19 protein-coding genes, 1 tRNA gene and 1 CRISPR repeat array (1 of these 21 running past the window's edge) are annotated in these 26,900 nt (G+C 51.9%); of the genes, 18 read left to right on the top strand and 2 right to left on the bottom strand.

The features are described 5' to 3' along the window. Positions 1 to 4,276: a CRISPR direct-repeat array (repeat unit 28 nt; unit sequence GTTCACTGCCGCATAGGCAGTTTAGAAA) (it extends 1,337 nt beyond the left edge of the window). A 79-nt stretch (positions 4,277 to 4,355) separates the two neighbouring features. Then, positions 4,356 to 4,595, bottom strand: a complete 240-nt coding sequence (locus Q0482_RS03725; RefSeq protein ID WP_299143541.1) for a hypothetical protein — start codon at positions 4,593 to 4,595, stop codon at positions 4,356 to 4,358. 1,046 nt (positions 4,596 to 5,641) lie between these two features. Here Q0482_RS03725 and Q0482_RS10005 point away from each other — a divergent pair. After that, positions 5,642 to 5,728 (top strand): putative holin-like toxin, encoded by an 87-nt coding sequence (locus Q0482_RS10005; RefSeq protein ID WP_363316337.1) that lies wholly within the window; start codon positions 5,642 to 5,644, stop codon positions 5,726 to 5,728. Between the two features lie 771 nt (positions 5,729 to 6,499). Here Q0482_RS10005 and Q0482_RS03720 read toward each other — a convergent pair. Next, entirely contained in the window at positions 6,500 to 7,135 is a 636-nt protein-coding gene (locus Q0482_RS03720) for a nitroreductase family protein (RefSeq protein ID WP_299143538.1), read from the bottom strand. 909 nt (positions 7,136 to 8,044) lie between these two features. Here Q0482_RS03720 and Q0482_RS03715 point away from each other — a divergent pair. The 17 genes from Q0482_RS03715 (at position 8,045) to Q0482_RS03640 (ending at position 26,620) form a co-directional block, all read left to right on the top strand. Continuing rightward, the gene (locus tag Q0482_RS03715) at positions 8,045 to 8,473 is read left to right on the top strand and encodes a universal stress protein (protein WP_299143536.1); all 429 of its coding nucleotides are present in this window, start codon (positions 8,045 to 8,047) and stop codon (positions 8,471 to 8,473) included. Positions 8,474 to 8,532: 59 nt separating this feature from the next. After that, positions 8,533 to 8,976 carry a universal stress protein gene (locus Q0482_RS03710; RefSeq protein ID WP_296981699.1) on the top strand — a complete coding sequence of 148 codons (444 nt, stop codon included), beginning with the start codon at positions 8,533 to 8,535 and terminating at the stop codon, positions 8,974 to 8,976. Positions 8,977 to 10,056: 1,080 nt separating this feature from the next. Continuing rightward, positions 10,057 to 12,456, top strand: a complete 2,400-nt coding sequence (gene ppsA / locus Q0482_RS03705; RefSeq protein ID WP_299143599.1) for a phosphoenolpyruvate synthase — start codon at positions 10,057 to 10,059, stop codon at positions 12,454 to 12,456. Positions 12,457 to 12,562: 106 nt separating this feature from the next. Beyond that, positions 12,563 to 13,195 carry a helix-turn-helix transcriptional regulator gene (locus Q0482_RS03700; RefSeq protein ID WP_291055081.1) on the top strand — a complete coding sequence of 211 codons (633 nt, stop codon included), beginning with the start codon at positions 12,563 to 12,565 and terminating at the stop codon, positions 13,193 to 13,195. Between the two features lie 15 nt (positions 13,196 to 13,210). Continuing rightward, the gene (locus Q0482_RS03695) at positions 13,211 to 14,044 is read left to right on the top strand and encodes a pyruvate, water dikinase regulatory protein (RefSeq protein WP_299143532.1); all 834 of its coding nucleotides are present in this window, start codon (positions 13,211 to 13,213) and stop codon (positions 14,042 to 14,044) included. A 654-nt stretch (positions 14,045 to 14,698) separates the two neighbouring features. Further along, positions 14,699 to 14,772, top strand: a tRNA-Gly gene (locus tag Q0482_RS03690). A gap of 148 nt (positions 14,773 to 14,920) precedes the next feature. Further along, positions 14,921 to 16,696, top strand: a complete 1,776-nt coding sequence (locus tag Q0482_RS03685) for a diguanylate cyclase (protein ID WP_299143529.1) — start codon at positions 14,921 to 14,923, stop codon at positions 16,694 to 16,696. A gap of 633 nt (positions 16,697 to 17,329) precedes the next feature. After that, on the top strand, positions 17,330 to 17,542 hold the full coding sequence (locus Q0482_RS03680) for a hypothetical protein (RefSeq protein WP_299143526.1): 213 nt from the start codon (positions 17,330 to 17,332) through the stop codon (positions 17,540 to 17,542). Positions 17,543 to 17,607: 65 nt separating this feature from the next. Continuing rightward, positions 17,608 to 18,201 carry a flavodoxin gene (locus Q0482_RS03675; RefSeq protein ID WP_299143524.1) on the top strand — a complete coding sequence of 198 codons (594 nt, stop codon included), beginning with the start codon at positions 17,608 to 17,610 and terminating at the stop codon, positions 18,199 to 18,201. A 14-nt stretch (positions 18,202 to 18,215) separates the two neighbouring features. Further along, positions 18,216 to 18,641, top strand: coding sequence for a cupin domain-containing protein (locus tag Q0482_RS03670; RefSeq protein WP_299143521.1), 426 nt, complete (start codon positions 18,216 to 18,218; stop codon positions 18,639 to 18,641). After that, positions 18,638 to 18,973 (top strand): carboxymuconolactone decarboxylase family protein, encoded by a 336-nt coding sequence (locus tag Q0482_RS03665; protein WP_299143517.1) that lies wholly within the window; start codon positions 18,638 to 18,640, stop codon positions 18,971 to 18,973. The genes Q0482_RS03670 and Q0482_RS03665 overlap by 4 nt, the downstream gene beginning before the upstream one ends. 201 nt (positions 18,974 to 19,174) lie before the next feature. Further along, a complete protein-coding gene (locus Q0482_RS03660) occupies positions 19,175 to 20,518 on the top strand; it encodes an MATE family efflux transporter (protein WP_299143514.1) in 1,344 nt (447 codons plus the stop codon). Positions 20,519 to 21,045: 527 nt separating this feature from the next. Continuing rightward, the gene (locus tag Q0482_RS03655; RefSeq protein WP_299143511.1) at positions 21,046 to 21,552 is read left to right on the top strand and encodes a pyridoxamine 5'-phosphate oxidase family protein; all 507 of its coding nucleotides are present in this window, start codon (positions 21,046 to 21,048) and stop codon (positions 21,550 to 21,552) included. A gap of 216 nt (positions 21,553 to 21,768) precedes the next feature. Continuing rightward, positions 21,769 to 21,840: a putative holin-like toxin gene (locus tag Q0482_RS10000; RefSeq protein WP_366517982.1), complete on the top strand. Its 72-nt coding sequence runs from the start codon at positions 21,769 to 21,771 to the stop codon at positions 21,838 to 21,840. Positions 21,841 to 22,868: 1,028 nt separating this feature from the next. After that, complete coding sequence (locus tag Q0482_RS03650; RefSeq protein WP_299143508.1) at positions 22,869 to 24,617, top strand: 2-oxoacid:acceptor oxidoreductase subunit alpha; 1,749 nt, start codon at positions 22,869 to 22,871, stop codon at positions 24,615 to 24,617. A 2-nt stretch (positions 24,618 to 24,619) separates the two neighbouring features. Further along, a complete protein-coding gene (locus tag Q0482_RS03645) occupies positions 24,620 to 25,486 on the top strand; it encodes a 2-oxoacid:ferredoxin oxidoreductase subunit beta (protein WP_299143506.1) in 867 nt (288 codons plus the stop codon). 75 nt (positions 25,487 to 25,561) lie between these two features. Next, positions 25,562 to 26,620: a tetratricopeptide repeat protein gene (locus tag Q0482_RS03640; RefSeq protein ID WP_299143503.1), complete on the top strand. Its 1,059-nt coding sequence runs from the start codon at positions 25,562 to 25,564 to the stop codon at positions 26,618 to 26,620. The last annotated feature ends 280 nt before the right edge of the window (positions 26,621 to 26,900 follow it).

Below are 26,900 nucleotides of genomic sequence, written 5' to 3'. Positions count from 1 at the left end.
GCAGTTTAGAAAAATGCTATGAGGGAATAACACTAGACCCCGACGTTCACTGCCGCATAGGCAGTTTAGAAATATCTACGCAGCGTTGTTGTTGTGGGTTTTACGTTCACTGCCGCATAGGCAGTTTAGAAATTCACTGTTTTCCATTCGTCCATAAGCATTTTGTTCACTGCCGCATAGGCAGTTTAGAAAAGCTTCTTCCCAATCTGGGATGCCACGGTGGCGTTCACTGCCGCATAGGCAGTTTAGAAAATTGATTCTTTTGCCATATCTAAATATGTATCGTTCACTGCCGCATAGGCAGTTTAGAAAGACCGGCGGCGCCGGCCTTTGGCTCGCCCAGCCGTTCACTGCCGCATAGGCAGTTTAGAAACTTTGCCTCCTCCGCAATCGTGCGAAGAGCACGTTCACTGCCGCATAGGCAGTTTAGAAACGTTGATGAATTAGCGAGCCATGCGCACCCATGTTCACTGCCGCATAGGCAGTTTAGAAATTGCGACCGTTTTCATGGATAATTCCATTTCTGTTCACTGCCGCATAGGCAGTTTAGAAATTGTTTGGTATAACGGATTTGTTTCTTATGACGTTCACTGCCGCATAGGCAGTTTAGAAAAGTTACCTTCTGCCATGTCCGCGGCTCCTTAGGTTCACTGCCGCATAGGCAGTTTAGAAAATCAATCGCCGACGGCTGAAACACTGTGCTCTGTTCACTGCCGCATAGGCAGTTTAGAAAATCAATCGCCGACGGCTGAAATACTGTGCTCTGTTCACTGCCGCATAGGCAGTTTAGAAATTAAAAACAATCACGGATACACAGACAAAAAAGTTCACTGCCGCATAGGCAGTTTAGAAATGTGCATTGCGCTAAAAATCAGTAAAAGTACAGTTCACTGCCGCATAGGCAGTTTAGAAAGTAAAATCCGGTCCGGTACGGTGAGATTATCGGTTCACTGCCGCATAGGCAGTTTAGAAAAATAATGAAGGATAAATACGACGGCCCGGAAAGTTCACTGCCGCATAGGCAGTTTAGAAAAGAATGTGCCCGACGGCAAGGCCAACATTAAAGTTCACTGCCGCATAGGCAGTTTAGAAAAGGGAGAACCCTTTACCCAGGAAAACCATGATGTTCACTGCCGCATAGGCAGTTTAGAAACGTAAGGTTGAGAAATCTCAACGAGAAGGAGAGTTCACTGCCGCATAGGCAGTTTAGAAATCATAATTCCATTCAGCTTTACGATGGAATCCGTTCACTGCCGCATAGGCAGTTTAGAAAACAGAAGAATATCTGAATAATTAGACGATCCTGTTCACTGCCGCATAGGCAGTTTAGAAACTATCGTACGGTCTGACTTCTTGGCCGCCGCTGTTCACTGCCGCATAGGCAGTTTAGAAATGCCTGAGAAGAAAGAGGAAGAAAAGAAGGATGTTCACTGCCGCATAGGCAGTTTAGAAACCTGACGTTTTAAGAATTTACCCTGATGAAACGTTCACTGCCGCATAGGCAGTTTAGAAATTTATCACCAGGGACCGGGTGGCCGGGCGGGTGTTCACTGCCGCATAGGCAGTTTAGAAATGACGCGGACTTCGGGTTCTACCGTTCCGTGGGTTCACTGCCGCATAGGCAGTTTAGAAATGTCGATGGCGGCGGCGCGGTCACTATCATCTGTTCACTGCCGCATAGGCAGTTTAGAAACCTCCCTTCCCGCCGGTCGATATCCTTTTATTGTTCACTGCCGCATAGGCAGTTTAGAAACATGCGGACAACGGTAGACGGGGAGGACGCACCGTTCACTGCCGCATAGGCAGTTTAGAAACAGGACACTATGGTTAGCGAAAGAAACAAAGCGTTCACTGCCGCATAGGCAGTTTAGAAATTTTGAAACGATTCTCAATTAAAATCAAAAAAGTTCACTGCCGCATAGGCAGTTTAGAAATTGATGTAAGCTAATTCGTCGGCTTCCAGATCGTTCACTGCCGCATAGGCAGTTTAGAAATTATGGCTCTCTCCACCACCACATCCTGGCGAGTTCACTGCCGCATAGGCAGTTTAGAAATTGAACATGGCGGAGGCAGAGGCGCAGTAGATGTTCACTGCCGCATAGGCAGTTTAGAAAATGGGTTCTTTAATAATTGTAGAGGCTCCACTTGTTCACTGCCGCATAGGCAGTTTAGAAAATCATCAGCATCCTAACGGTTTCCTTATCAGAGTTCACTGCCGCATAGGCAGTTTAGAAATGCCTGGTAACCGGCGGACAGGTAAGTTTTATGTTCACTGCCGCATAGGCAGTTTAGAAAATGAGCTGTGCGCAGGCTTCTATCTGCGCATCGTTCACTGCCGCATAGGCAGTTTAGAAATACGACCTTTGCCAATATGCACGACTTCATGAGTTCACTGCCGCATAGGCAGTTTAGAAAAGAAGCAAGTTTAGCAAAAAAGAAATTGCCGAGTTCACTGCCGCATAGGCAGTTTAGAAATGAATCTTAGGGACGTCATGAAGGTAGCCTACGTTCACTGCCGCATAGGCAGTTTAGAAATTTGTGAAGAAGAAAAACAGCGATTTCAGTTTGTTCACTGCCGCATAGGCAGTTTAGAAAGTTTCCGGCGAGCTGGTGGGAGAAATCAATGTTGTTCACTGCCGCATAGGCAGTTTAGAAATCCGGACGAATCTCCGCCTTTTAGGGCTAAATGTTCACTGCCGCATAGGCAGTTTAGAAATGCCCGGAAGGAAGCACGCCGGAAGGGAACATGTTCACTGCCGCATAGGCAGTTTAGAAATTTTAGGGCTAAATGATTGCAAGCTGGCGCTCGTTCACTGCCGCATAGGCAGTTTAGAAAATGTTAAATCTCCCCTCTCTTGGTGGTGTACTGTTCACTGCCGCATAGGCAGTTTAGAAAAGTTGCAGGGTGATTTGGAAATATTGGGCGGAGTTCACTGCCGCATAGGCAGTTTAGAAATTCCCCGCAAATGTCCGCAAGCCGAAGCCGGAGTTCACTGCCGCATAGGCAGTTTAGAAATGGCACAGGATGTAGAAGAAGCTGTATATAACGTTCACTGCCGCATAGGCAGTTTAGAAATGGAAAGCTTCCAGGGCAGTATCTCTGATTTCGTTCACTGCCGCATAGGCAGTTTAGAAAAGCGACAGCACCGATGCAAAAACCGCCCGGGAGTTCACTGCCGCATAGGCAGTTTAGAAACATGTGCCGCCGATATAGGTAGAGGGGTTAGCGTTCACTGCCGCATAGGCAGTTTAGAAATCTGTTTCCGCAAAAGATGCATTCACGGATATGTTCAATGCCGCATAGGCAGTTTAGAAATTAAAAGTTAATGCGTACCTGGACTTCGGTATGTTCACTGCCGCATAGGCAGTTTAGAAATGAAGGCGGTGCGCTTTTATCTCCGTGGGAATGTTCACTGCCGCATAGGCAGTTTAGAAATGGCATGGGGCAGGCCATGACGGTGCAGCCGCGTTCACTGCCGCATAGGCAGTTTAGAAATGTTTGGCGTAGTCCCGCCAGGTCTCCGATAGGTTCACTGCCGCATAGGCAGTTTAGAAATGCTGTATGGATGCCTGGTAGAGCTGGTATTCGTTCACTGCCGCATAGGCAGTTTAGAAATCTTCCAGAATGTTTATATCCACCGAATCATAGTTCACTGCCGCATAGGCAGTTTAGAAACACGAGGAAGCGGCTGATAACTTTGACGGATAGTTCACTGCCGCATAGGCAGTTTAGAAATTATTCCTGGCCGTGAGATAATCGTTCTCGGCGTTCACTGCCGCATAGGCAGTTTAGAAATGTGGTGGCCACCAACGGCCGGGAGTACACGGGTTCACTGCCGCATAGGCAGTTTAGAAACGCCGCTTCAGTATCAAAGCCAATGACTGAGGGTTCACTGCCGCATAGGCAGTTTAGAAAATTGCCAATGCGTCATTCTTTTTCTGCTGGTCGTTCACTGCCGCATAGGCAGTTTAGAAATGCTCCATCTTTCGGACGGAATCGGCAGAGATGTTCACTGCCGCATAGGCAGTTTAGAAATGTATGGTGCGCCCAGTATAACAGCCAGTGCGGTTCACTGCCGCATAGGCAGTTTAGAAAAGCATGTCGGGGGTAATTCCCGCATCCTGCATGTTCACTGCCGCATAGGCAGTTTAGAAATTCGCATCTACCCGGTGACGGTGTACGAAGGAGTTCACTGCCGCATAGGCAGTTTAGAAAAAGAACGCCCACCGCTTCCAGTGCTTTTGCCTGTTCACTGCCGCATAGGCAGTTTAGAAATTAAAGTGAATGGGATGTGCCTTGTAGTTCATTGATTTATCCAAACTTCTATAAATTTTATAAATTATCCGAATATCATCTATTTTTGATCCTCCTCCTCATCATCGTCATCTTCATCCAGCGGTTCGAATGGAATCTTTTTCCTGATACAAAAGGCGTATTGGGCAATATCTCCGCCGTTTCTGATGATTCCGGCTGTAATAGCATCCGCTAACATCCGCCGCTCCTCATCATTGGAAAGGCATAGCTGCACTCCTGTGATAAAATCTTTTTCGTCCCAGATTTCCTTCAAAATGTTTGTAAGTTCATTCTTTGTCATTTGTGCCTCCTTGTTTTAATTTCATTTTATCATAATCATGCATAATCCTGTATCTGTCATTTCCCTTCTTACATTTGAGACTCTAATCCGTTCGCCGCGCAAGTATGACTTTATCGCAATCGCACACATCGAAACTTTACTATTTGATATTTGACTCTCTTGCTATTTCTGCTATACTTAGGGCAGAGGTAAGAAAGGTCTTATCTCCACCACATTGCCAGGGGAAATCCTGCTGCTGTCTGCATATAAACCCCGTTTGTAGATTCGTATTAGCATCACAACCTCAGCGATTCGTCTTTTTTCATAGTCAGATGAAATTTGGATCCGGAATTGAGCTCGTTAGTGATGGCGGCAGGGCATTGAATCCCCTCCTTTCCCCTGGCAGTATATTTAAGGAACCTCGTGGTTCCGGAAACGCCTTCGTTCCCCGCAGACGAAGGCGTTTTTCCATGGGAAAATAAGAGATTTGAGGTTTGAGATTTGAGGTTTGAGAATTGAGGGTGGAAAATGGGGACTGGGGATTGGAGATTGGGGATTGGGCTGGTGTAAGGTTTCTCCAGTGACTGGTATTTATGAGCCATCAAGGCACTATCGACGGTTACCAAGATTCTTTGTCTGCGGCCAAGGGAAGCACTGATTAGTTCATAGAGTCTGCTTTTATAAGAATTTTTATGCACGGCTTCGTCATGGAACTCCTTAAATAGCTTGCTATTCGCGTCGTCCCATTCCTTGCATTACATAAAAATTCAAGAATAAAAGCAGACAGTGATTTAATCAGCGCTTCCTTAGTCGGAGCTGCACACATCCGGAAATACAGCTGCCCCGCCCCATCGTCATTTTGACCGCAGCCGGTCATTCCGTGTCGGTGCGGTGATTCATATGTTAGTTGATAAAAAATAAAAAGCCGTCTCTAATCGGGAAGACTTTTCAGAAAATATTGATTTATTTTTTGGAATATTTGCCAAGACTTTAAATAACATGATACTATTTACATGAGACAGCTGGTGTGGCTTTCTCTTACTTCCTGTAAGAGGAGGTGATTCACTATGAGCCAAGATTTGTATCAGGCCTTTATGGTCATCATCAATTTTGCGGCCTTAGTGGTCGCCATCATTGCACTTGTTAAAAAGTAGCAATTGAAAAAAGCCATCCATGGTTAGGAAGGCTCCTTTCAAATTAAAATGATTATGAGAGAGCCATTTCCCCGTCAAGGATACCAGCTGTCTCTTTCTATGCCCATTATACCACAGAAATGATAAAAGACAACAGTAAGTTCTTAATGCAAATCAATAGTTACCGCCTTCCCGCTGACCGGTATTTATTAGTGAGCTGGTTGACTGGTGAGCTAGTGAACTAGTCAGAGCCCCCTGTCAGGGCTGCACACATCCGGAAATACAGTTGCCCCGCCCCATCGTCATTTCGACCGCAAACGGTCAGCCGCCAATAGGAAAGCCTCTCTATATTTCCCGTTTCCCCTTGAGGTGGCAAGGAAACTGGGGTTGCACCAGCGAACTGAATTCGCAGGGGAGCCTAAGCGACCTGAGAATCCAGTGAGTCGGTGACAGCAGTGGATGTAGGGGAGCACAGCGACCCGAAAATCCAGTGACACGCTTCCCTATGGGTGAACGCCTCGAAGAGGCAAAGGGTGTACGATGGTAAGCATCCTAATGACTCTCACCATCGTTCTACGCAGGCCAACTTCGGCTGATGTGGAGAAATCTCATTCTGCAATAGTGCCTCATCGCGGCGGGAGATTGCGGGGCGCAGAGCTTCAATAGAATAAAAGCATTGACCATCCATAACCATATGCAGCGTCGCCCGAAATGACGTAGAGGCCGGCAGCCGGCGGTCATTTGGGGAATTTATGTATACAAAAAGCAGCGGAGCGAATCCACTGCTTTTTCTTATTTCAGCATTTCTTTCCATTCGTCGGGGTAGTCGCCGCGGTATTCCACGACCTGGTCCACCGGCTTCCGGGGGAGGGGGCGGACTTCTTTGTCGGTGTAGCCGAAGGCGATGGCTGCTGCCATTTCACCGTCTTCATGAAGCCATTCTTTCAGTTCGTCGTAGGCGAAGAAGACGTTGCAGGTCCAGAGGCTTCCGATGCCCCGGGCGGTGGCTTCGAGGCACATGTTCTGGATGGCTGCGCTGACGGACTGGATGTCTGCCAGTTCCATGAGGTATTCGTCCTTGGGGTGGTCTTCTCTGTAGTTCAGGCCTTTGGTGTTCATGACGAATACGATGACCGGCGCCTGTTCCAGTACCCGGGCGGTGTAGATGGCGGAGGGAATGAATTTTTCGTATTTCTTGCCGAAAATGGCATTTTCTTCGCCTTTCCGGTTTTTCATGATGCCCTCTTTCAGCTGTTTCACCATGGCTTTCCGTTCAGCGCCGCGGATGACGATGAATTTCCAGGGCTGGGCGTTCTTTTCAGAGGGTGCCCACATGCCTGCTTCCAGGATCTGGTCCAGGTCTTCCTGGGGGATGGGTTTCTGAAGGAAATGACGTACACTTCTTCTTTTGTAAATGGCTTCTATCACTGTGGTAATCCTTTCAATGCATAAGTTTTTGTTTGAAATAAAGTCGCATAATTGAAATTATATGCAATTTGGGAAGATAAAGCAAGTATTTTTAGACTGATGGTCATAATTAGGGGGATTAGATGGGAGAAGATAGACGATAGATGGGATGGGGGATGACGGTTTGCGGCAGGGCTGCACCCATTCGGGAATACAGCTGCCCTGCGCCTTTGTCATTTCGACCGCAGCGGAGAGGAGTGGAGAAATCTCCTGCTGCATCGGTCTGCTGCCGATTGCTCCAACTGCTTCCCGCCGATCGGTAGTTACCGGCAGATGAGGCACGATCGGCGCTTACGGAGATTCTTCGCCTGCGGCTCAGAATGACTTGCCCGGCGGGAAGGTATTCCCGGAACGCCCTTGCGTCCCCTTTAGGCGGAGACCCTGCATAGGGGTCTCCGAGTCAGCCGAAGTTGGCCCTTAGCCTGCCCATAAAAGGGCCTTCCTTTTGTCCGGCTGACCGGTGAAGAGGGCCACAAAGTGGCGAAGGGGTGGACGAGGCTGCATGGCACATTGATACTCTAAGTTGGTATGGAACCGCCGTCAGGCGGTATTTATACTCATTGCCGCGAAGCGGCAATCCACAACCCTCGGGCTGTAGGCCCGTCAAACTTCAGAACCCTCCGGCCTTTAGGCCGGTCAATCTTAAGAACCTTTCGCCCTTTCGCACCCGAAGGGTGCCCCTTTGAACCCTTGAGCCGGCCCCCTTTGGTGCCTGACGGCACCACCTTCCCCCCGCAGGCGGGGGGACTATATGTTGGGGAGGGAAAAACCCTCTGAACCCGGGCCGCAGAGCGGCCCGGGCATACAGCAAATCTGCTATAATATAGGTAAGGAATTATGGGAAAGTGTCAGTTCGAAGGAGGTCTTATTATGGACATCAAAAAAATACTCGTTCCCATTGATGGCTCCGATGCTTCGGAGAGAGCCTTTTCTTATGCCGTGGCTTTTGCCAAGAAGACGGCAGCGGAAATCATTCTTCTGTATGTGGTGGATGCAGACACCCTCATGTATCCGGTGTACCGGGTGAGTCTGGCGGAGACGGATACGGCTTCGGTGAAGAAGAAGGGGGAGGACATTCTTGCCCTGTATGCACAGGATGCGCCGGAGGATGTGAAGGTGCGCCGCATCGTTTCCATCGGCGTGCCGGGGTCTTCCATTATCCGCACGGCGGAGGCGGAGGGAGCCGACCTTATCGTCATGGGGAACAGCGGCAAAGGGTCCGTTTCCTCTTTCGTCATGGGCAGTGTGAGCCATTATACGGTGCACCATGCCAAATGCCCTGTACTGATTGTGAAATAGTCCGTTTTTGAAATCGGGGCTGCAGGGAGGATTTCCTGTGGCAGAAAGAAGGGATTTTTATGATAGACAGAGAGATACATAAGATTCTGATTCCTGTGGACGATTCGAAAATGTCGGACCGGGCTTTCGATTACGGTATGGAAATGGCCAAACTCTTCGACGCAGAGGTGCATGTGATTTACGTGGCCAACGGGGAAGGCATGAGCACCCCTGATTTCACAGTCCATTTCAATGAGAAGAATGATGATACCAGCCCGCTGAAGGAGAAGGGAGCGGCTGTGCTGGGCCGGCTGATGAAAAAGGTGCCGGAGGGTGTGAAGGTGCGCCAGGAAATCCTCCTGGGTTCGCCGGAGGTAATGATTGCCCTTACCGCCGAAGATGACGGCACGGACCTCATCGTCATGGGCAGCAGCGGAAGGAATTCCTTCTCCTCCATGTTCCTGGGCAGTGTGAGCTACTATACCGTGCACCACGTGAAATGCCCGGTGCTGCTGATTAAGTGAGCTGGTGGGCTGGTGAACTAGTGTATTAGTGAGACAGTGAGACAGTAATCAGCTATCCGCTGTCGGCTGTCCGCTTACCGCTGTGTTATGTATCACTGAGACACAAAAGGTAAGCCCGTAACGCCCTTGTCCACCCCTGGTTAAGGGGTGGGTGGCGAGCGCCCATATACTCTCTTGCGCCCCCCTGCTTGTCAGGTGGCAAGGGAACTGGATTCGCAGGGAGTCGATAGACGACTGAGAATCCAGTGACACGCTTCCCACCGGGGCGGGAGAGGGCCACGAAGTGGCGAGGGGGGATTGCCAAAGGCATGCTGCCGCAGGCAGCTGATATAAAGTGTGGGCTGTGAAAAAATGATTTACATTTTTTCACAGCCCCAATCCACAACCCTCAGCCCCGCAGGGGCTGTCAAACCTGAGAACCCTCGGGCCAAAGGCCCGTCAAACTTAAGAACCTTCCGGCCCACAGGGCCGGTCAATCCGTTGAACCCTTTCCTTCATAACCCTTTTACACAACCTGCCGCCGCAGGCGGTCACAACCCACGGCGAAGCCGCGCCCCTCATGCCGCAGGCGTGTCCATGAACCCTTCCCGCCGACTGGTATTTATCAGCGCTGGAGACACTAACGTCTTGTACCGAGATCCTTCACTTCGTTCAGGATGACGGTGGGAGGCGGGAAGGTAAATCCCGTAACGCTGACTTTATACCCATCGCCCGGCAGGGCGATACCACAACCCTCAGCCCCGCAGGGGCTGTCAAACCTAAGAACCTTCCGGCCCACAGGGCCGGTCCATCTTAAGAACCCTTTCCTTCATAACCCTTTTACACAACCTGCCGCCGACAGGCGGCGCCCCCTTCGCGCCCAAAGGGCGCACCCCTCTGAACCTTTTGAACCCTCTGAACCCGGGACCGCTTCGCGGTCCCATAAGGATATCATTGTTTTTCTAAAAAGGCTGTCTAAGTGACATAAAACACCTTGACTTTTGCGCTATAAAGGTATACTATAATTTTGCTGATACGAAATAGTGTACAAGAAATTCAAGCTTTTATATTTCTTATCTTCATACCTTAAGGAGGGCTATGATGGACGCAAGAGAGAATGCTTATGTTTTATGGTTTGATGAACTGCACAGAAAGGATGTAGCACTGGTTGGCGGGAAGTCTTCTTCCCTGGGTGAACTGACCACCTCCACCGGCGTACCCGTTCCCTACGGATACGCTACCACGGCTCATGCATACCGCTATTTCATGGAAACCACCGGTCAGAACAAGAAGATTCATGAACTGCTCCAGGACCTGAAAGACGTGGAAGACTCCGTGGAACTCCATGAAGTCTGCACCAAGATCCGCGAAAGCATCGTTTCCGCTGAAATGCCGGAAGACCTGGCCAAGGCCATCGGCGATGCTTACGACGAACTGGCTAAGAAAGTGAATGAGGAAAACCCCTACGTGGCTGTCCGTTCCTCCGCCACCGCCGAAGATCTGCCTGATGCTTCCTTTGCCGGCCAGCAGGATACCTACCTCAATGTCACCGGCCGTGACATGGTCATCCGCAAGGTGAAAGAATGCTACGCATCCACCTTTACCGACCGTGCTGTATACTATCGTGCCAAGAAACATTTCGACCATGAAAATGTAGCCCTTTCCGCCGCTGTCCAGATGATGGCTGACTCCAAGGTAGCCGGTGTTATGTTCACCGTGAACATTGCCAACGGCGACGATTCCTGCGTCATGATCGAAGGCTCCTGGGGCCTGGGCGAATACGTGGTACAGGGCACCGTTACACCGGATAATTTCATCGTCAATAAAGCTGACCTGACCATCAAATCCCGTATCGTCAATGAAAAGTCCATCGAACTGGTGCGCAAGCCCGGCGGCGATGTGGAAGAAAGAAAGGTACCGGAAGAAAGAGCAAAATCCCAGGCTCTCACCGATGACCAGGTGGTGAAACTGGCAAGCTATGCCAAAGCCATTGAAAAACACTATGGCTGCTACATGGATATGGAATGGGCAGTAGACCATCAGGACCGCATCTGGATCCTGCAGGCCCGTCCGGAAACCGTTTGGTCCAAGAAGAATAAAGAAAAGAAAGCTGGAAATGGAGAAGTGAAAATGACAACTGATCACAAGGTACTGGTTAAAGGCCTTCCTGCAAGCCCGGGAATGGCAGCAGGCAAATGCCATGTAATTACAGATCCCAAGGACATTGATGAATTCCAGGAAGGCGAAGTTCTCGTCACCACCATGACCTCCCCGGACTGGGTACCGGCCATGAAGAAGGCTGTTGCCATTGTCACCGATGCCGGCGGCATGACCTGCCACGCATCCATCGTTTCCCGTGAACTGGGCATCCCCTGCGTGGTTGGCACCAAGAGCCGCAGCGTAGAAGCTACCAAAGTACTGAAATCCGGTCAGGACATCACTATTGATGCCCAGAACGGCGTAGTCTATGAAGGTATTGTAGAAGACCTGGTAAAGAAGGATGAACCCAAGCAGGCAGCAGGCGCAGCAGGCACCACCGTAGTGGCAGCTGAATACTTCGCACCTACCGGCACCGGCGTCATGATGAACCTGGGGGACCCGGACCTGGCTGACAAATACGCAAGCCTCCCCTGCGACGGCATCGGCCTCATGCGTGAAGAATTCATCTGGACCACCTTCATCCATGAACATCCGCTGTACCTCATCGAACAGGGCAAACCGGAAAAAGTCATCGACATGCTGGCAGAAGGCATCTCCAAAGTATGCCGCGCCCTGGCTCCGCGGCCTGTAGTTCTCCGTTTCTCCGATTTCAAATCCGGCGAATACAGAAACCTCAAGGGCGGCGACAAATACGAACCGGTTGAACCGGCTGACCTCCTTGGCTGGAGAGGCGCTTCCCGCTACTATGATCCCAAGTACACCGCCGCTTTCCGCCTCGAACTGAAAGCTGTCAAGAAAGTCCGTGAAGAATACGGCCTGAAAAACCTGAACTGCATGATTCCGTTCTGCCGCACCGTAGCAGAAGCAGCCAAGGTGACTGCCATCATGAAAGAAGAAGGACTGGAAAGAGGCCCGGACTTCAAACTCTTCCTCATGGCTGAAATCCCATCCAACATCATCCTGGCTGACCAGTTCAACCAGTACATCGACGGATACTCCATCGGCTCCAACGACCTCACCATGCTCATCCTGGGCTGCGACCGCAACAACGACACCGTTTCTTCCCTCTTCGACGAAAGAAACCTGGCCATCAAGAGAGCTGTCCGCCACCTCATCGCCACCGCCCACAAAGACGGCAAGACCGTTTCCATCTGCGGCCAGGCACCGTCCGTATATCCTGACTTCACCGAATTCCTGGTGAAGAGCGGCATCGACTACGTATCCGTGAACCCGGATATGGTGAAAGCCACCAAGAGAAACGTAGCCCGCATCGAACAGAGACTCATGCTGGACGCTGCTACCGGAAGAGGCATCAAGGAAGTAGAAGACTACACCTGGTAAGATACCCATGGCAGCCACGGCCCATGAATGACCGATGAATATTTCCCAAACCGGGGCTGCGAAGGCAGTCCCGGTTTGTTATTTTCCATACAAGAAAGGAGACAACATGCAGCTCACCAGCCGTCAAAAGGAAATTACCCGCATCGTCCGGGAAAACGGCCCCATTACGGGAGAAATGATTGCAGAACGTCTTCATGTCACCCGCAGCGCCCTCCGCGGCGACCTGGCAGTCCTCCTCTCCGGAGAAGTGATCGCAGCAAGACGCCGGCTGGGCTACTACTACCTGGGCGGCGGAGAAGACCCCGCAGCAGCCGAAATCCGCTCCTGCACCGCCGAGTCCTGTATGTCCCGTCCCGTCCTTGTGAACGCCGATTCCAATGCCTATGACGCAGCCGTCCTCCTCTTCACCGAAGACATCGGCACCCTCTTCGTAGGGAAAGAAGACGACGTGCTGGGCGTGGTATCCAGAAAAGACCTTTTGAAATCCGCTATGGGCAGGGAAGACCTGGCCAAAGTGCCCATTTCCATGGTCATGACATCCCGCTCCAAAATGATTTACGCAGAGCCCGATGAAGACATGGTATCCATTGCACAGAAACTCATCGACTATGAAATCGACTGCCTCCCTGTAGGCACCTTCAAAGACGTGAACGGAGAAAAGAAATTCCAGCTCAAAGGCCGGATTTCCAAAACCAATATTACCCGCCTCTTCCTGGAACTGGGACGGGGTAAACGATAACCATAAAAGGAGGCTATGCTCTTGAATAAAATACCGGAAGTCTATGTGGTCTCCGACTCCCTGGGTGAAACGGCGGAAAGCGTGGCCAAAGCCACCATCAGCCAGTTCGATGAAGACATCGACATCATCCGGGTGCCCTTCATCCGCCACGCGGAACAGATCCAGAAAGTGGTAGAAGAAGCAGCCCAGCATGGCGCTGTGGTCTGCCACACCCTGGTGAGCCCGGAACTCCGCCAGACCTTTGAAAAAATCGCAGAAGCCAAAAACGTGCGCTACGTGGACATCCTTGGCCCCATGATGGACATGGTGGGATCCATTTCCACCACCAAGCCTAGAATGAAACCGGGCATTATCCACAAACTGGACGAAGAATATTTCCGCAAAGTGGAAGCCATCGAATTCGCTGTGAAATACGACGACGGCAAGAACCCCGCAGGCTTTGCCAAAGCCGACGTAGTCCTGGTAGGCGTATCCCGTACATCCAAGACACCGCTGTCCATGTACATGGCCCACAAAAAGTACAAAGTAGCCAACCTTCCCCTGGTTCCGGAAGTGCCGCTGCCGGAAGAAATCTTCCACATCCCGCCCTACCGCATCATCGGCCTCATCATCGACCCCTATAAACTCAACACCATCAGGAGCGAAAGAATGAAAGCCCTGGGCTTCTCCGGCACCGCCAACTACACCGACATTGCCCGCATTGAAGACGAACTCTCCTACGCCAAAGAAGTCATGCGCCAGCTCCACTGCATGGTCATCGACGTATCCAACAAGGCCATAGAAGAAACCGCCAGCCGCATCATGTCCATTGTCCAGAGAAACAAAGAACTCTACGGAGACAAATACTGATAGAAAAAAAGACTGTGAAGCCCAAAGGCCCGCAGTCTTTTTTGCGTCCCTGTCCAGCCGGCTGCAGGGGACTCTATAGGTAAAAATGGAGAAGCTTCCGCAGGCGGGGGACAACAAAGCGTGGTGAGGCTGTAGTCTCATCAGTCGCTCCATGCTAAGCGCGGGTTGTTCTGCCCAATAAGAGGCCTTCCTTTTAGTCGGCTGACTGTGTAAGTCGGCCGGCTCAGAATCATGGTACATGAAGAAATGAGATATAAGTGCTTTTACCATTCCGGCATTTCCCCCTTTGGTGCCTGCGGCACCACCTTTCCCCCGCAAGCGGGGGCACTATGGACGCTGGGCAGTGTGCTGCATGATTTTACTGATAAAGGTAGAGAGGTTTTATTCAGCTGCCGTAGGCAGCATTATAAAATTTTATTGCCGCGTCAGCGGCAATCCACAACCCTCGGGCCCGGAGGGCCCGTCAAACTTAAGAACCTGACCGCTGACAGGCCGGTCAAACTTAAGAACCTTTTCCCACAACCTTTCTACACAACCTGCCGCCGACAGGCGGCGCCCCTTCGCGCCCCTCTGCACCCGGGGGCCGCAAAACGTCCACTCCAACTTCCACTGGCAAAACCCGATGAAATATGGTATCATTAAATGTACCTCAATGCGGGTGTAGTTCATCGGTAGAACGCCAGCTTCCCAAGCTGGACAGGAGGGTTCGACTCCCTTCATCCGCTCCACACACTAAAGGGCCTTGCAGAAGGCCCTTTTTGTTTTTCTTCCTTTCATAGGAGTTTTGGCGCCATCCCTTGTTAACCTTTATCACAGAGGGTATAATAAAACAGTAAGTGTTTTTGGTGATACGAAATCGAGGGACCGGTTATGGTGATGTGCAGAATCAGAAGCATGGTAAAATGCCTGAGTCTTCCTATCCTGTTGGCCGGTCTCTTTTTGACGTGCTTTCTTGATTTTGCCCTTTACCGGAATCATGGACAGATGGATGTGGAAGTTTTCACGCCCTATGCCATCCATCGGCTGGAAGGCATTGACGGTCTGGTGCAGTGGTGGGATGTGATTACAAGTCTTATGACATCCAAATTGCAGGAAAATCCGGAGGCCTATATGGAAGATCCGGCGGAAGCCCGCATGATGATGACCATGGATCCCATGATCCGCAGTATCCAGCTGCTTCCCAGAAATGGAAAGCCCGTGGCCTTTCTGGCGGAAGATACCAGAGAAATCGATTTTCCCTGGCTCCTTCAAAACAGCCTCCGGAAAGCAGCGGAAGAAGCGCGGCAGGAAGACAGGCTGGTGCTGGTGGATTCAGTGGACGTGGGAGCTCCCTACAAGATGATGGTGCTGCTTCGGCCCGTATTTATCCATAGTGAAGAGCAGACCCGGTTCTGGGGATACATTGCGCTGTCCGTAGAGCAGAGCAAAGTGCTGAGCCGTGCCAATATTTCCAACCTGGGCAAACAGCGCCTGGACTATACCCTCTACCATAAAAACGGATGGGATGACAAACCGCACCTGGTAAAGGAACTGGGAAAGACGGAAATGGGAAATCCCTACGCCGAACGGGTCATTGCCGGCGACCTGTGGACCATCGTCCTTCGCCCCCAGGGGAGCGGCGTGAACTGGATGCTCCTTTTCTTCGCCACCCTGGCCGGCCTCTCCCTCACCATCCTTATTTCCTTCCTCTTCCGCAGAAACGGCATCCTGAAGAAAGCAAACGGCGCCCTGAAGCGAAGCGGCGGCCATGACCCCTTAACCGGCGTGTATAACCGAAAAGGCGGCGACGACGCCGTGGCTTCCTACATGGCGGAAAACCCGGGAAAGAAAGCCCTGGTCATTGCCCTGGACATCGACAATTTCAAACTGGTGAACGACGTATACGGCCACCGGGTAGGGGACGAAGCCCTGAAAACCCTGGTGCGGGACATGAAAGAAACCTTCGGCGAAAAGTCCATCATCACCAGAAACGGCGGCGACGAATTCGTCCTCTTCCATCCCTATGAGGACTTCACCAAGGTCACCGGTGCCATGGACCGTTTCACCAGGAAACCCCATACCTTTAAAACAGGGGATAAAGAAGTGAAATTCTATGCCTCCCTGGGCTGCGCCGCCTACCCGGAACAGGGAGAAGCCTACGGAGACCTCTGCATCCGCGCCGACTTCGCCCTCTACGGAGCCAAACTGAACGGCAAAGCAGGCTGGCGGCAGTTCGATAACTCCATCTCCCTCACCGACAAACGATCCCAGTTCGGCTTCAACCTCACCGACGTGGCGGACCACCTCCCCGGCGGCATACTGGTACTGAAGGCTACGGAAAAGGAAGAAATCCTCTTTGCCAACCATGGCATGGTGAGTCTCCTGGAATGCGACGACTATGAAGACTTCATGAAATACACCGGCGGCAGTATTTATAATGTCATCCATCCGGGCGACGTGGAACCTATGAAAAGGGAATTCCAGCGCCAGCTCTCCAGAAAAGACAACAAAGAACATATCGACTTCCTTACCTACCGCATGGTGACGAAAAAAGGCCATATCATCGAAGTGGAAGACACGGCAAGGAAGAGTACCAACCCCTTCTATGGAGACCTGTACTATATATACCTTAATAACAGGAAAGACAGACTGAAACTGACGGAAAAGGAATAGTGAGATGGTGGATTGGCAGAGCCTGCGAGCTTGTGAATGGGGCGCCTGATAGGGCGCCCTTTTTGCGTGGGAGAAATCCGATAGGGCTTATGAAATGATGGCACATGGAGAGATGAATACGCAATGTTGCAAGTCATTGCGGTGCTCCCCCTTTGGTGCCTGACGGTACCTCCGCAGGCGGGGGGATAAAAAAGCGCCGTGAGGCAGTAATTTCATAGGTTGCTCTATCTATGCTAAGTACGGGTTGTTCTGCCCCCTGAATAGGGGTGGCAAGCGAACACGATTCGTAGGGGAGCGGTAGCGACCTGAGAATCGTGTGAGAGCTTTCCCGTGGAGAAGTCCGGCGCAGCCGGATAGGGGTGGCTGTGGAGGTCCTGCATAGGACCTCCAAGTCAGCCGAAGTTGGCCTCTAGCCTGCCCAATAAGAGGCCTTCCTTTTAGTCGGCTGACCGTATAAGTCGGCCAAATCAGCAGGATGGGACATGGAAAGATGACTCACCATGGAGGTTTCCTATCCGTTACCTCCTTTCCATGCTCCTAAAGCATGAATTTCTGCAAAAAGCAGGCATTGGATATGAATAAAGTCTTTCCCTATAATAAATCTGTAAGAACATGAAAAGGGAGGCGGCTGCTATGAAAGCAAAAATCATTATAGTTCTGTTCCTGCTTCTGGTGGGGCTGGGAGACTGGGCGGAGCATCACATGGTCTGCGCCGCAGCGGCGGTGCAGCCGGTTTCCTGCAGCGATGAAAAATATGGAAAGAGGGGGAAAGATAAGAAGGAACTTCTGCCCATTCCCTATACCTATGAGGAAATCGGAAAGAAGGATAAATCAAATCTTGACTAAAGTGAACTTTAACTTTCTACAATATAGGAAAGATATGGAAATATAGTTTTCACAAGAGGTTTATTATGTGGAAAAAAGCAGCTATGACTATTTCTGCGGCAGCAGCCGTATTAACTATGAGCGCCTGCGGCGGCGCTTCTGCCGGAAGCTCTTCCGGCACCCCTGCAGCGGCAGTGCCGGAAGGGAAGTCCATTGTGGTGTACTATTCCGCCACCGGCAATACGAAGCGGGCGGCGGAAACCATTGCCAAAGAGACGGGCAGTGATATTTACGCCATTACACCGAAGGTGCCCTATACGGAAGCGGACCTGGACTACCATAACAGCACGAGCCGGGTATCACAGGAGCATAAAGACAGCTCCATCCGTCCTGCATATACGGGAGACGTGGAGAACTGGAACGATTACAAGGTGGTATATCTGGGCTACCCCATCTGGTGGGGCGAGGCGCCGGCTATCATGTATACCTTCACCGAACACCACAATTTTGACGGCAAGACGGTGATTCCCTTTGCCACCTCCTACAGCAGTCCCCTGGGAGACAGCGGCGACAACCTCTCCCGTGCAGCCAAGACCGGCACCTGGCTTGCCGGTGAATGCTTCACCGGCGGCGGGAAAACGGACGACGTACTGCAGTGGATTCGTTCTATGAAAAAGTAAGAAAGGACATGTAAATGAACGCAGAAGAAATCAAAAAATCCCTGGAAGGCAGGGGCGCTGTCATGGAAGTAGGGAGCCCCAACGATGCCTATGCCAAATATTTCACCGGTAGAAGCTGGCTTATCAATCTGTCTGAGGACAAGGACATTCCTGTGTACAACGTGACCTTTGAAAACGGCGCCCATACCTTCTGGCACATCCACCACGGCACCAGCCAGGTGCTTATCGTGGAGTCGGGAAGGGGCTATCTCCAGTACGAAGGGAAAGAGCCTCAGCTCCTCCTTCCCGGCGACGTGGTCACCATTCCGCCGGAAGCCAAGCACTGGCACGGCGCCGCTCCGGGATGCAATTTCCAGCACATTTCCCTTTCCAAAAGCGGAGAAGGCGTATCCAACGAATGGCTGGAACCGGTGGACGAAAAGGAATTTGAAAAATTATGACAAAGAAAATAGTACAGACCGCAGGCCGGGACATACTGGGAAAGACAGCTCCCGACTTTGCCCGTTACAATGATGACATCCTCTTTGGAGAAGTGTGGAACAAACAGGACGCCCTGTCTGTGAAGCAGCGCTCCATGATTACCGTGGTATCCCTGGTAAGCCAGGGCATTACCGACTCCTCCCTGAAATACCACATCCAGAACGCCAGAAACAACAGCGTCACCCTGGGAGAAATGGCAGACACCATCACCCAGGTGGCCTTCTATGCCGGCTGGCCCAAGGCCTGGGCAGCCTTCCGCCTGGTGAAGGAAGTGTATGAAGTAACAGAATAAAAGCAAAAAGCGGCAGAGGGGCAGAATGCCGCTTTTTGTTCTATATCAATCATTGCATTTTGATTTTAAAATCTATTGACAAATGCCGATACAGAGGAGTATGATTCTTTCATCATACAGACATGCCGGATTTCCTTTTATGTACAGGAAATCCGGCTTTATAATGCTTTCCTGTGAAATTCTGGTGAAAGGGGAAATAGAATGAAGAAAATGGACATGCTGCACGGATCCATTGCAGATAAGACTTGGACCTTTGCCCTCCTGCTGGCGGCCACCGGTATCTGCCAGCAGCTTTTTAACGCAGTGGACATCCTCATCATGGGCCGCTTCGCGGGGAAGACCGCCATGGCTGCCGTAGGAAGCAATGCGCCGGTGGTGGGCATCGTAGTTACCTTCTTCATCGGCATATCCCTGGGCGCCAATGTGGTGATTTCCCAGCTCACCGGCAGGAAAGACCGAAAAGGGGTGAAAAGGGCGGTTCATACAGCCATCATTGCCGCCTTTTCCGGCGGAATCCTTATGGCCCTTCTGGGAGAACTGCTGGCGGCGCCCCTCATGCACATTCTTTCCGTGCCGAAAGAAGTACAGCCCCTGTCCCTCACCTACCTTCGCATCATGTTCCTGGCCCTGCCGGGCATCCTCCTCTACAACTTTACCTCCGCCATCTTCCGGAGCCAGGGGGATACCAGAACCCCCTTCCTCTGCCTTATTATCTCCGGCGTGGTGAAAGTGGCAGCCAGCCTTTTCCTCGTACTGGTACTGGACATGGGCGTAAGCGGCGTGGCAGTCTCCACCCTCTGTGCCACCCTTTTGAGCAGCCTCATGCTCCTTGCCCTTCTCTCCCATACCTCCCTTGCCGTCCATATTTCCCTGAAAGAAGCGGTGCTTGACCTGTCCATGCTGAAAGAAATCCTCTCCGTAGGCGTGCCTGCAGGCCTTCAGGGCGCCGTCTTCAGCCTCTCCAACATCGTCATCCAGTCCGCCATCAACAGCCTTGGCGAAGAAGTGATGGCAGCTTCGGCGGCGGCCTTCAACCTGGAAATCATTGCGTACTACGTCATCAATGCTTTCGGCCAGGCCTGCACCACCTTCACCGGACAGAACTACGGCGCCGGCCTCATCAGCCGCTGCCGGAAAATCTTCCTCATTACCTTCGGCCAGAGCCTTGGCGCCATGATTCTTGTGTGCGGACTCATCCTCCTCTTCGGCACATCCCTTCTCTCCCTCTTCAGCACAGACAGGGACGTCATCGACTACGGCTATATCCGTCTGGAATATATCCTGGGCGCCGAAGTCCTGAACCTCATCATTGAAATGATATCCGGCTTTCTTCGGGGATTCGGTAAATCCCTCATCCCCGCCATCACCGTCACCGCCGGTATCTGTATTTCCCGAGTGATTTACGTAGCCACCATCTTCCGCTGGAGCCCCGACTTCGACACACTCATGGCCGTCTACCCCTTAAGCTGGCTCCTCACCGACCTGGGCATGGCCGCCGTCCTCCTCTACTACAGGAAAATATATATGGCAGAAGATGGGAAATAGAAAAAGGCACCCTCAGAAGGGGCGCCTTTTTGAATGGGGAACAACAAAGCTCTGTAAGCCTATTATCTCATAAGGGTCACAAAGCACAGCACGGGTTGTTCTGCCCCCGCTTGCGGGGTGGCAAGCGAACACGATTCATAGGGGAGCGGTAGCGACCTGAGAATCGTGTGAGACGCTTTCCCGTGGAGAAGTCCCGCGTAGCGGGCAAGGGGGGCCACCGCAGGTGGCCAATCACCGAAACAGTAGGTATCGAAAATGACACAAACGTCAAAACTGCCCGCCGAAAGGCGGCCTATAAATTTGCGCCCGCAGGGCGCCACCACACCCTATGAACCCTATGAACCCTCTGAACCCTCTGAACCCTCTGAACCCTCACGCCTGCCAAGGCGTGTCCCAAGGCCACCACAACCCTCAGCCCGTAAGGGCTGTCAAACCTAAGAACCCTCCGGCCGACAGGCCGGTCAATCTTAAGAATCTTTTCATTTCCCCTCGTGCTATAATAAATCCAAAAAAGGAGGAAAACGGCCATGGATATAACAAGACGGCCCATGCGGCGGAAAGACCGGCTTGTCACCGATGAAAAAGAAATCCGGGCCATCCTGGACGCCTGCGGCATCCTACGCCTAGGCCTCTACGACGAAGGCAGGATTTACATAGTGCCCGTCAACTATTCCTACACCTATGAAGAAGGAAAACTCACCCTTTACTTCCATGGAGCGAAGGCGGGCCTTAAAAAAGAACTCATCGAAAAAGACGGAAGAGCCGGCTTTGAAATGGACACAGGAGATCACGTGGTACCCCACAAAACAAACCCCGCCCTCTTCACCACCGCCTACATGAGCATCATCGGCAGCGGACGCATTACCATCATCCGGGACAAAGAAGAAGCCAAAGACATCATGACCGGCTTCATGAAACAGATCTCCGGCAAAGACTGGACCATCACCAACAACATGCTGGAAGGCTGCCTCGTGTACAAACTGGAAGCAGAAGAATTCCAGGCCAAGAAAAACAGCCCGAAAGTAAGAAATTGAAAAAGAAATCAAAAGGACGCCCCGCGCCGGGCGTCCTTTTGATTGTGTTTTATCTGCTGACTGTGGGGCAGGGGATTTGGTAAATAAGAAAAAATTACCGGGCTTTGTAAATGATATGGAAAGGGAAAATTTTTATAGTATAATAAAACTGGTGAGGTAGCTTTTTATATGTGACGGCTTTTCCCCTCTTCATCGATTCTGAGAGGGGGTGGCAAAATGAACGTTTACGAAGCATTATCATTAATGATCGGATTCGGCATTTTAATTGCCACAATCATGTCTAAGTAATTAGCACATGAAAAAAGCCTACCCAAGGCTTGAGGAGGCTTTCTTCAAATATTTAACTATTGAGGGAGCCGTTTCCCGGTCAAGGAAATCATATAAACGGCTGTCTCACTGCCATTATTATAACATAGGAAAGCAAGAGAAAACAAAGCACTGCAAATGAAAAGGGGCTTTGTTTTTTTTGACTTCGCACATTTCGGGCACTATGGACGCCGGACAGTGTGCTGCATATGACACAGAAGGAAAGCGTAGAGCGGTTTATTCTGCCCCCTGAATAGGGGTGGCAAGCGAACTTGGTTCGTAGGGGAGCGGTAGCGACCTGAGAACCAAGTGAGACGCTTCCCTTTGGGTAAGTCCGGCGCAGCCGGATAGGGGGTGGCCACCTGCGGTGGCCAATTCGGCGGAATGGTACATGGAGAGATGAGACATAAATGCTGCAAGCCATACCGGTGCTTTCCCCCTTTGGTGCCTGCGGCACCACCTTCCCCCAAAGGGAAGCATGTCACTGGATTCTCAGACATCGGGCCGGATAGCCAAAGGTAGGCGCCTTTATGGGCAGGCTAGGCGCCTACTTATCCGGCCTTGCGTATTCTATGCAGAATACGCACCTTCGGCTCCCTACGAATCCAGTTCCTTTGCCACCCCGCAGGCGGTGGGACAATAAAGCTCCGCGAAGCAGTGCTTTCAAATGTGGCGCTAAGTGGAGCACGGCTTATTCTGCCCCTGAATAGGGAGGAGAAGTCCCGCGAAGCGGCATATAAAACTTCATTGCCCGCAGGGCAATCCACCACCCTCAGCCCCGTAAGGGCTGTCAAACTTCCGAACCCTCCGGCCGTAAGGCCGGTCCATCTTAAGAACCTTTTCCCCACTGAGGCGAAGCCCCACCACTTATCAATATTAATATTTTCCCAAGATTTCACAGCTCCAAGGTGGTATAATAAAAATGTGTGAGTATGTGTAAAAGCGATTCACCTATATATATTTCTTACTTTTTACATTTCCCGTAATTCATCACCAAGGAGGCAGATGGAGTGGAAACGAAACGTGATTTTATCTGGAAAATGGGCGGCCAGCAGGGGCAGGGCGTAGAGTCCTGCGGCGAGATTCTGGGCCGTGTACTGGCGCAGGAAGGGTATTCCCTGTTCAGCCAGCGCCTTTTTGCATCCCGCATTAAAGGCGGCCATACTACCATTGCCCTTCGCATTGCCACGAAGGAAGTGGCTACCATCGGCGAGCATGTAGACTGCCTGGTAGCCCTGGACCAGGAGACCATTGATCTCCACGGCAAAGAAGTGCCGGAAGGGGGCGTCATCATTGCCGATGACGCTTTCCATCCGAAGTTTGAAGCCCACAGCGGCCGCATTATGCTGGCCCTTCCGATTACGGAACTGGCAAAGAAATACGGCAGCCTGCAGATGAAGAACATTGCAGCCCTGGGCATGAGCGCCGGCGTTTTAGGATTCCCGGAAAATCCCTTCTACGGCTTCATTGCAGACCGTTTCGCTAAGAAGGGCGAAGAAATCATTACCAAGAACAAGGAAATTTTCAAGGAAGGCTATGACACCGCCATTGCTGCCATGCACGGCGTGGAACTGGGCCATCTGGCGACTCCGCCGAAGAAAGACCAGCTCTATCTTCTGGGCAACGAAGCCGCCGCTTTGGGCGCTATTTCCGCCGGCTCCCGCTTCATGGCTTCCTACCCCATTACCCCGGCCTCTGAAATCATGGAATACATGATTAAAGTGGTTCATAAAATCCACGGCACCGTGGTGCAGACGGAAGATGAACTGTCCTCCTGCATGATGGCCATGGGCGCCGGCTATGCAGGGGTGCGCGCCTTCACCGCCACCTCCGGCCCCGGGCTCTCCCTTATGGCTGAATCCATTTCCATGGCAGCCATGGCTGAAATCCCGGTGGTCATCATCGATGTCATGCGTGCAGGCCCATCCACCGGCATGGCTACGAAAGTAGAACAGAGCGACATCCGCTACGCCATTGCCTCCGGCCATGGCGATGCGGAAAAAATCGTGCTGGCTGCTTCCTCCATTGAAGACTGCTACTACATCACCCAGGAAGCCTTCAACCTGGCCGAAGAATTCCAGACCCCCGTCATCGTCCTCTCTGACCTCCAGTTCGGCATGTGCAAACAGTCCGTACCGGCTTTCGACCTGAACCGCGTGGGCATTAACCGCGGCAAACTTTTAACCGACGGCCTTCCGGAACTGGATACAAAGAAAAAAGCCTACTTCCACCGCTTTGAAGACAGCGAAGACGGCATTTCCCCGAGAACCATCCCCGGCGTGAAGAACGGCATGTTTCTCTCCACCGGCCTGGAACACAACGTATTCGGCAAGCCCGCTGAAGGCCAGGCCGACCGCGTCATGGAAATGGAAAAACGGCACCGGAAATTTGCAGCCGTACCCAATGCTATGAAACCATTCTATGTGACCCATGAAGAAACGGACACCGACCTTCTCCTCGTAGGCATTACCTCCACCAACGGAGCCCTGGAAGAAGCGGTGGAAGAACTGGAAGCAGAAGGAAAGAAAGTCAACCACCTCCAGCTCCGTCTCCTTTCTCCGTTCCCCACAGAAGCCCTCCGTCCCTACATCGAAGGCGCCAAGAAAGTTCTCATCGTAGAAGAAGACCTGACAGCCCAGCTCCGCGAACTCTTCGCCATCCACTTCGACTGCCATGACAAACTGCTGTCGCTCCTCCAGTACGACGGCACACCATTTACCACTTCTACCATTGTGAACAAAGCCAAGGAGGTCTTCTGATTATGGCTTCACCGAGAGACTATAAAAATACAATCGTACCGAACTGGTGCCCCGGCTGCGGCGACTACGGCATCCAGAACGCTATTTCCGCCGTCTGCGCCAAAAAAGGATGGGCCAATGAAGACATTACCCTGATTTCCGGCATCGGCTGCTCCTCCCGTATCGGCGGCTACCAGTACTGCTACGGCGCCCACACCACCCACGGCAGGGCTCTTCCCTTCGCTCAGGGCATCAAATGCGCCAACAAAGACACCCACCTCATCGTATGCTCCGGCGACGGCGACTCCTACGCCATCGGCCTCGGCCACGCCATGCATGCTATGAAGAGAAATATGGACATCACCTACCTGGTCTTCGACAACCAGGTCTATGGACTCACCAAAGGACAGACATCACCGGCTTCTTCCAAGGGCTTCGTCACCAAGACAACCCCCGATGGAAACCCACTGACCCCGCTGGCAGTTCCCGCCATGGCCATTGCCGCCGGCGCCACCTTCGTGGCCCAGGCCTACGCCATCGACGGCAGGAACCTGGTGGACATCATCGAAAAAGCAGTGGACCACAAAGGATTCTCCTACGTGAACATCTTCACCCCCTGCGTCACCTTCAACCACATGAACACCGTCCAGTGGTACAACGAACACCTGAAAAAGATTTCCGACCTTCGCGAAAACTATGACCCCACCAGCAAAGCCGAAGCCTTCCACCTCCTGGCGGAAACAGACAGCCTTGTCACCGGCGTCATCTACGAAGAAAAGGACGGCGTCCCCTTCGGAGACATCGTTCCATCCAAAGACGTACGGCTCATTGACCACGTAGAAAAGCCCTCCGAAGCACTCTTCGAAGACCTCTGCAAAGAATTCAGATAATCTTCATGAAAGGGCCAGCCTTTCTGAAGAGATTTCCGGCGGCTGACTTGGCCGCCAAAAAGGAGCAGGACTATTATGGCATCTGATCGAATGATGGAATATTACTACTCCATGGGGCAGGACTGCCTTCATATGGGGGATATGGACGAGGCAGTAGCATACTTCAGAAAGGCAGCCAATATGGGCGCCAGAGAAGCAGCCTATGAAATCTACGTCCTGGGCCGCCAATGGGAAAAAGGCGACGGCGTGGACAAAGACGAAAACAAAGCGGAAAACTGCTACAAAATCAGCGTAGAATACGGCATCGAAGACGCAGGCCTAGAGCTGGGTAAACTCTACCTCCGCGGCATTAACGGGAACAAACCGAACCCGAGAAAAGCCAGGAGAATGCTGGAGCACTGCTCCGACGACGGCAGCGCCGAAGCCGCCTCCCTTCTGGGAAAAATCTACGACGAAGGCATCATGGGCAAAGTCAACTACGACAAAGCCTTCCGCTACTACCTCCTCGCCGCAGAACGCGGCGACAGCGGTGCCATGCTCATGACAGGCATGTTCTATGCCCAGGGCACCAGCACCCAGAAAGACCTCTCCGCCGCCGAAATGTGGATACGGAAAGGAAGAGACGCCGGCGACCCCGACGGTGACATGACCCTCCGGGGCTTCCTCTCCGTGGCCTGCGGAGAATACATCACCGGCGCCGCCGGCAGCACAGACCCCGGAAAAGCCTGGCACATGGCAGAAGAAGCCGAAACCCTGGGAGACAAAGAAGCCTTCCTCCGCCTGGGCCTCGCCTTTACTCACAGCACCGGCAAAGACCACGCAGCCAAAGCCTTCGAATGCTACAAACGGGCCGCCAGAAATGAAATTCCCGCAGCCTGGTCCGCCCTGGGCCTCTGCTACGAAGCAGGCATCGGCGTGGACGAAGACATCGAAGAGGCAGTGAAACTCTACAAAAAAGCCGCCGAAAAAGGAGACCCCTTCGGCATGGCCCACTACGGCTATGCCCTCTCCAGCGGCGAAGGCGTAGAAAAAGACGAAAAAGCCGCCATGCAGTGGCTCATCAAAGCAGCCATGAAAGGCGACCTGGGCGCCATCCACATCCTCAAAGAAGACTATAACTACGAACTGAGATAAAGCGTCAAAAAAGACCGGCCCCGGGCCGGTCTTTTTGCGTGGGAAATATGATGTTATGTCATGCCTGTAAAAGGAAACCAAAAAACTTGCCTCCTGCCTGCAGGGGAAGGGGGGGACCACTATGCACCTTAAACTTGCCTCCCCCTGCTTGCAGGTGGCAAGCGAACTTGGTTCGTAGGGGAACAAAGCGACCTGAGAACCAAGTGAGACGCTTCCCACCGGGGCGGAGGGGGACCACGATAGTGGTGGAAGGGGTTGTTACAGGGAGAGATGAGACATA

Source organism: uncultured Dialister sp., assembly GCF_937959425.1.
GTDB lineage: Bacteria > Bacillota > Negativicutes > Veillonellales > Dialisteraceae > Dialister.
This window is presented reverse-complemented; position numbering and strand designations above follow the sequence as displayed.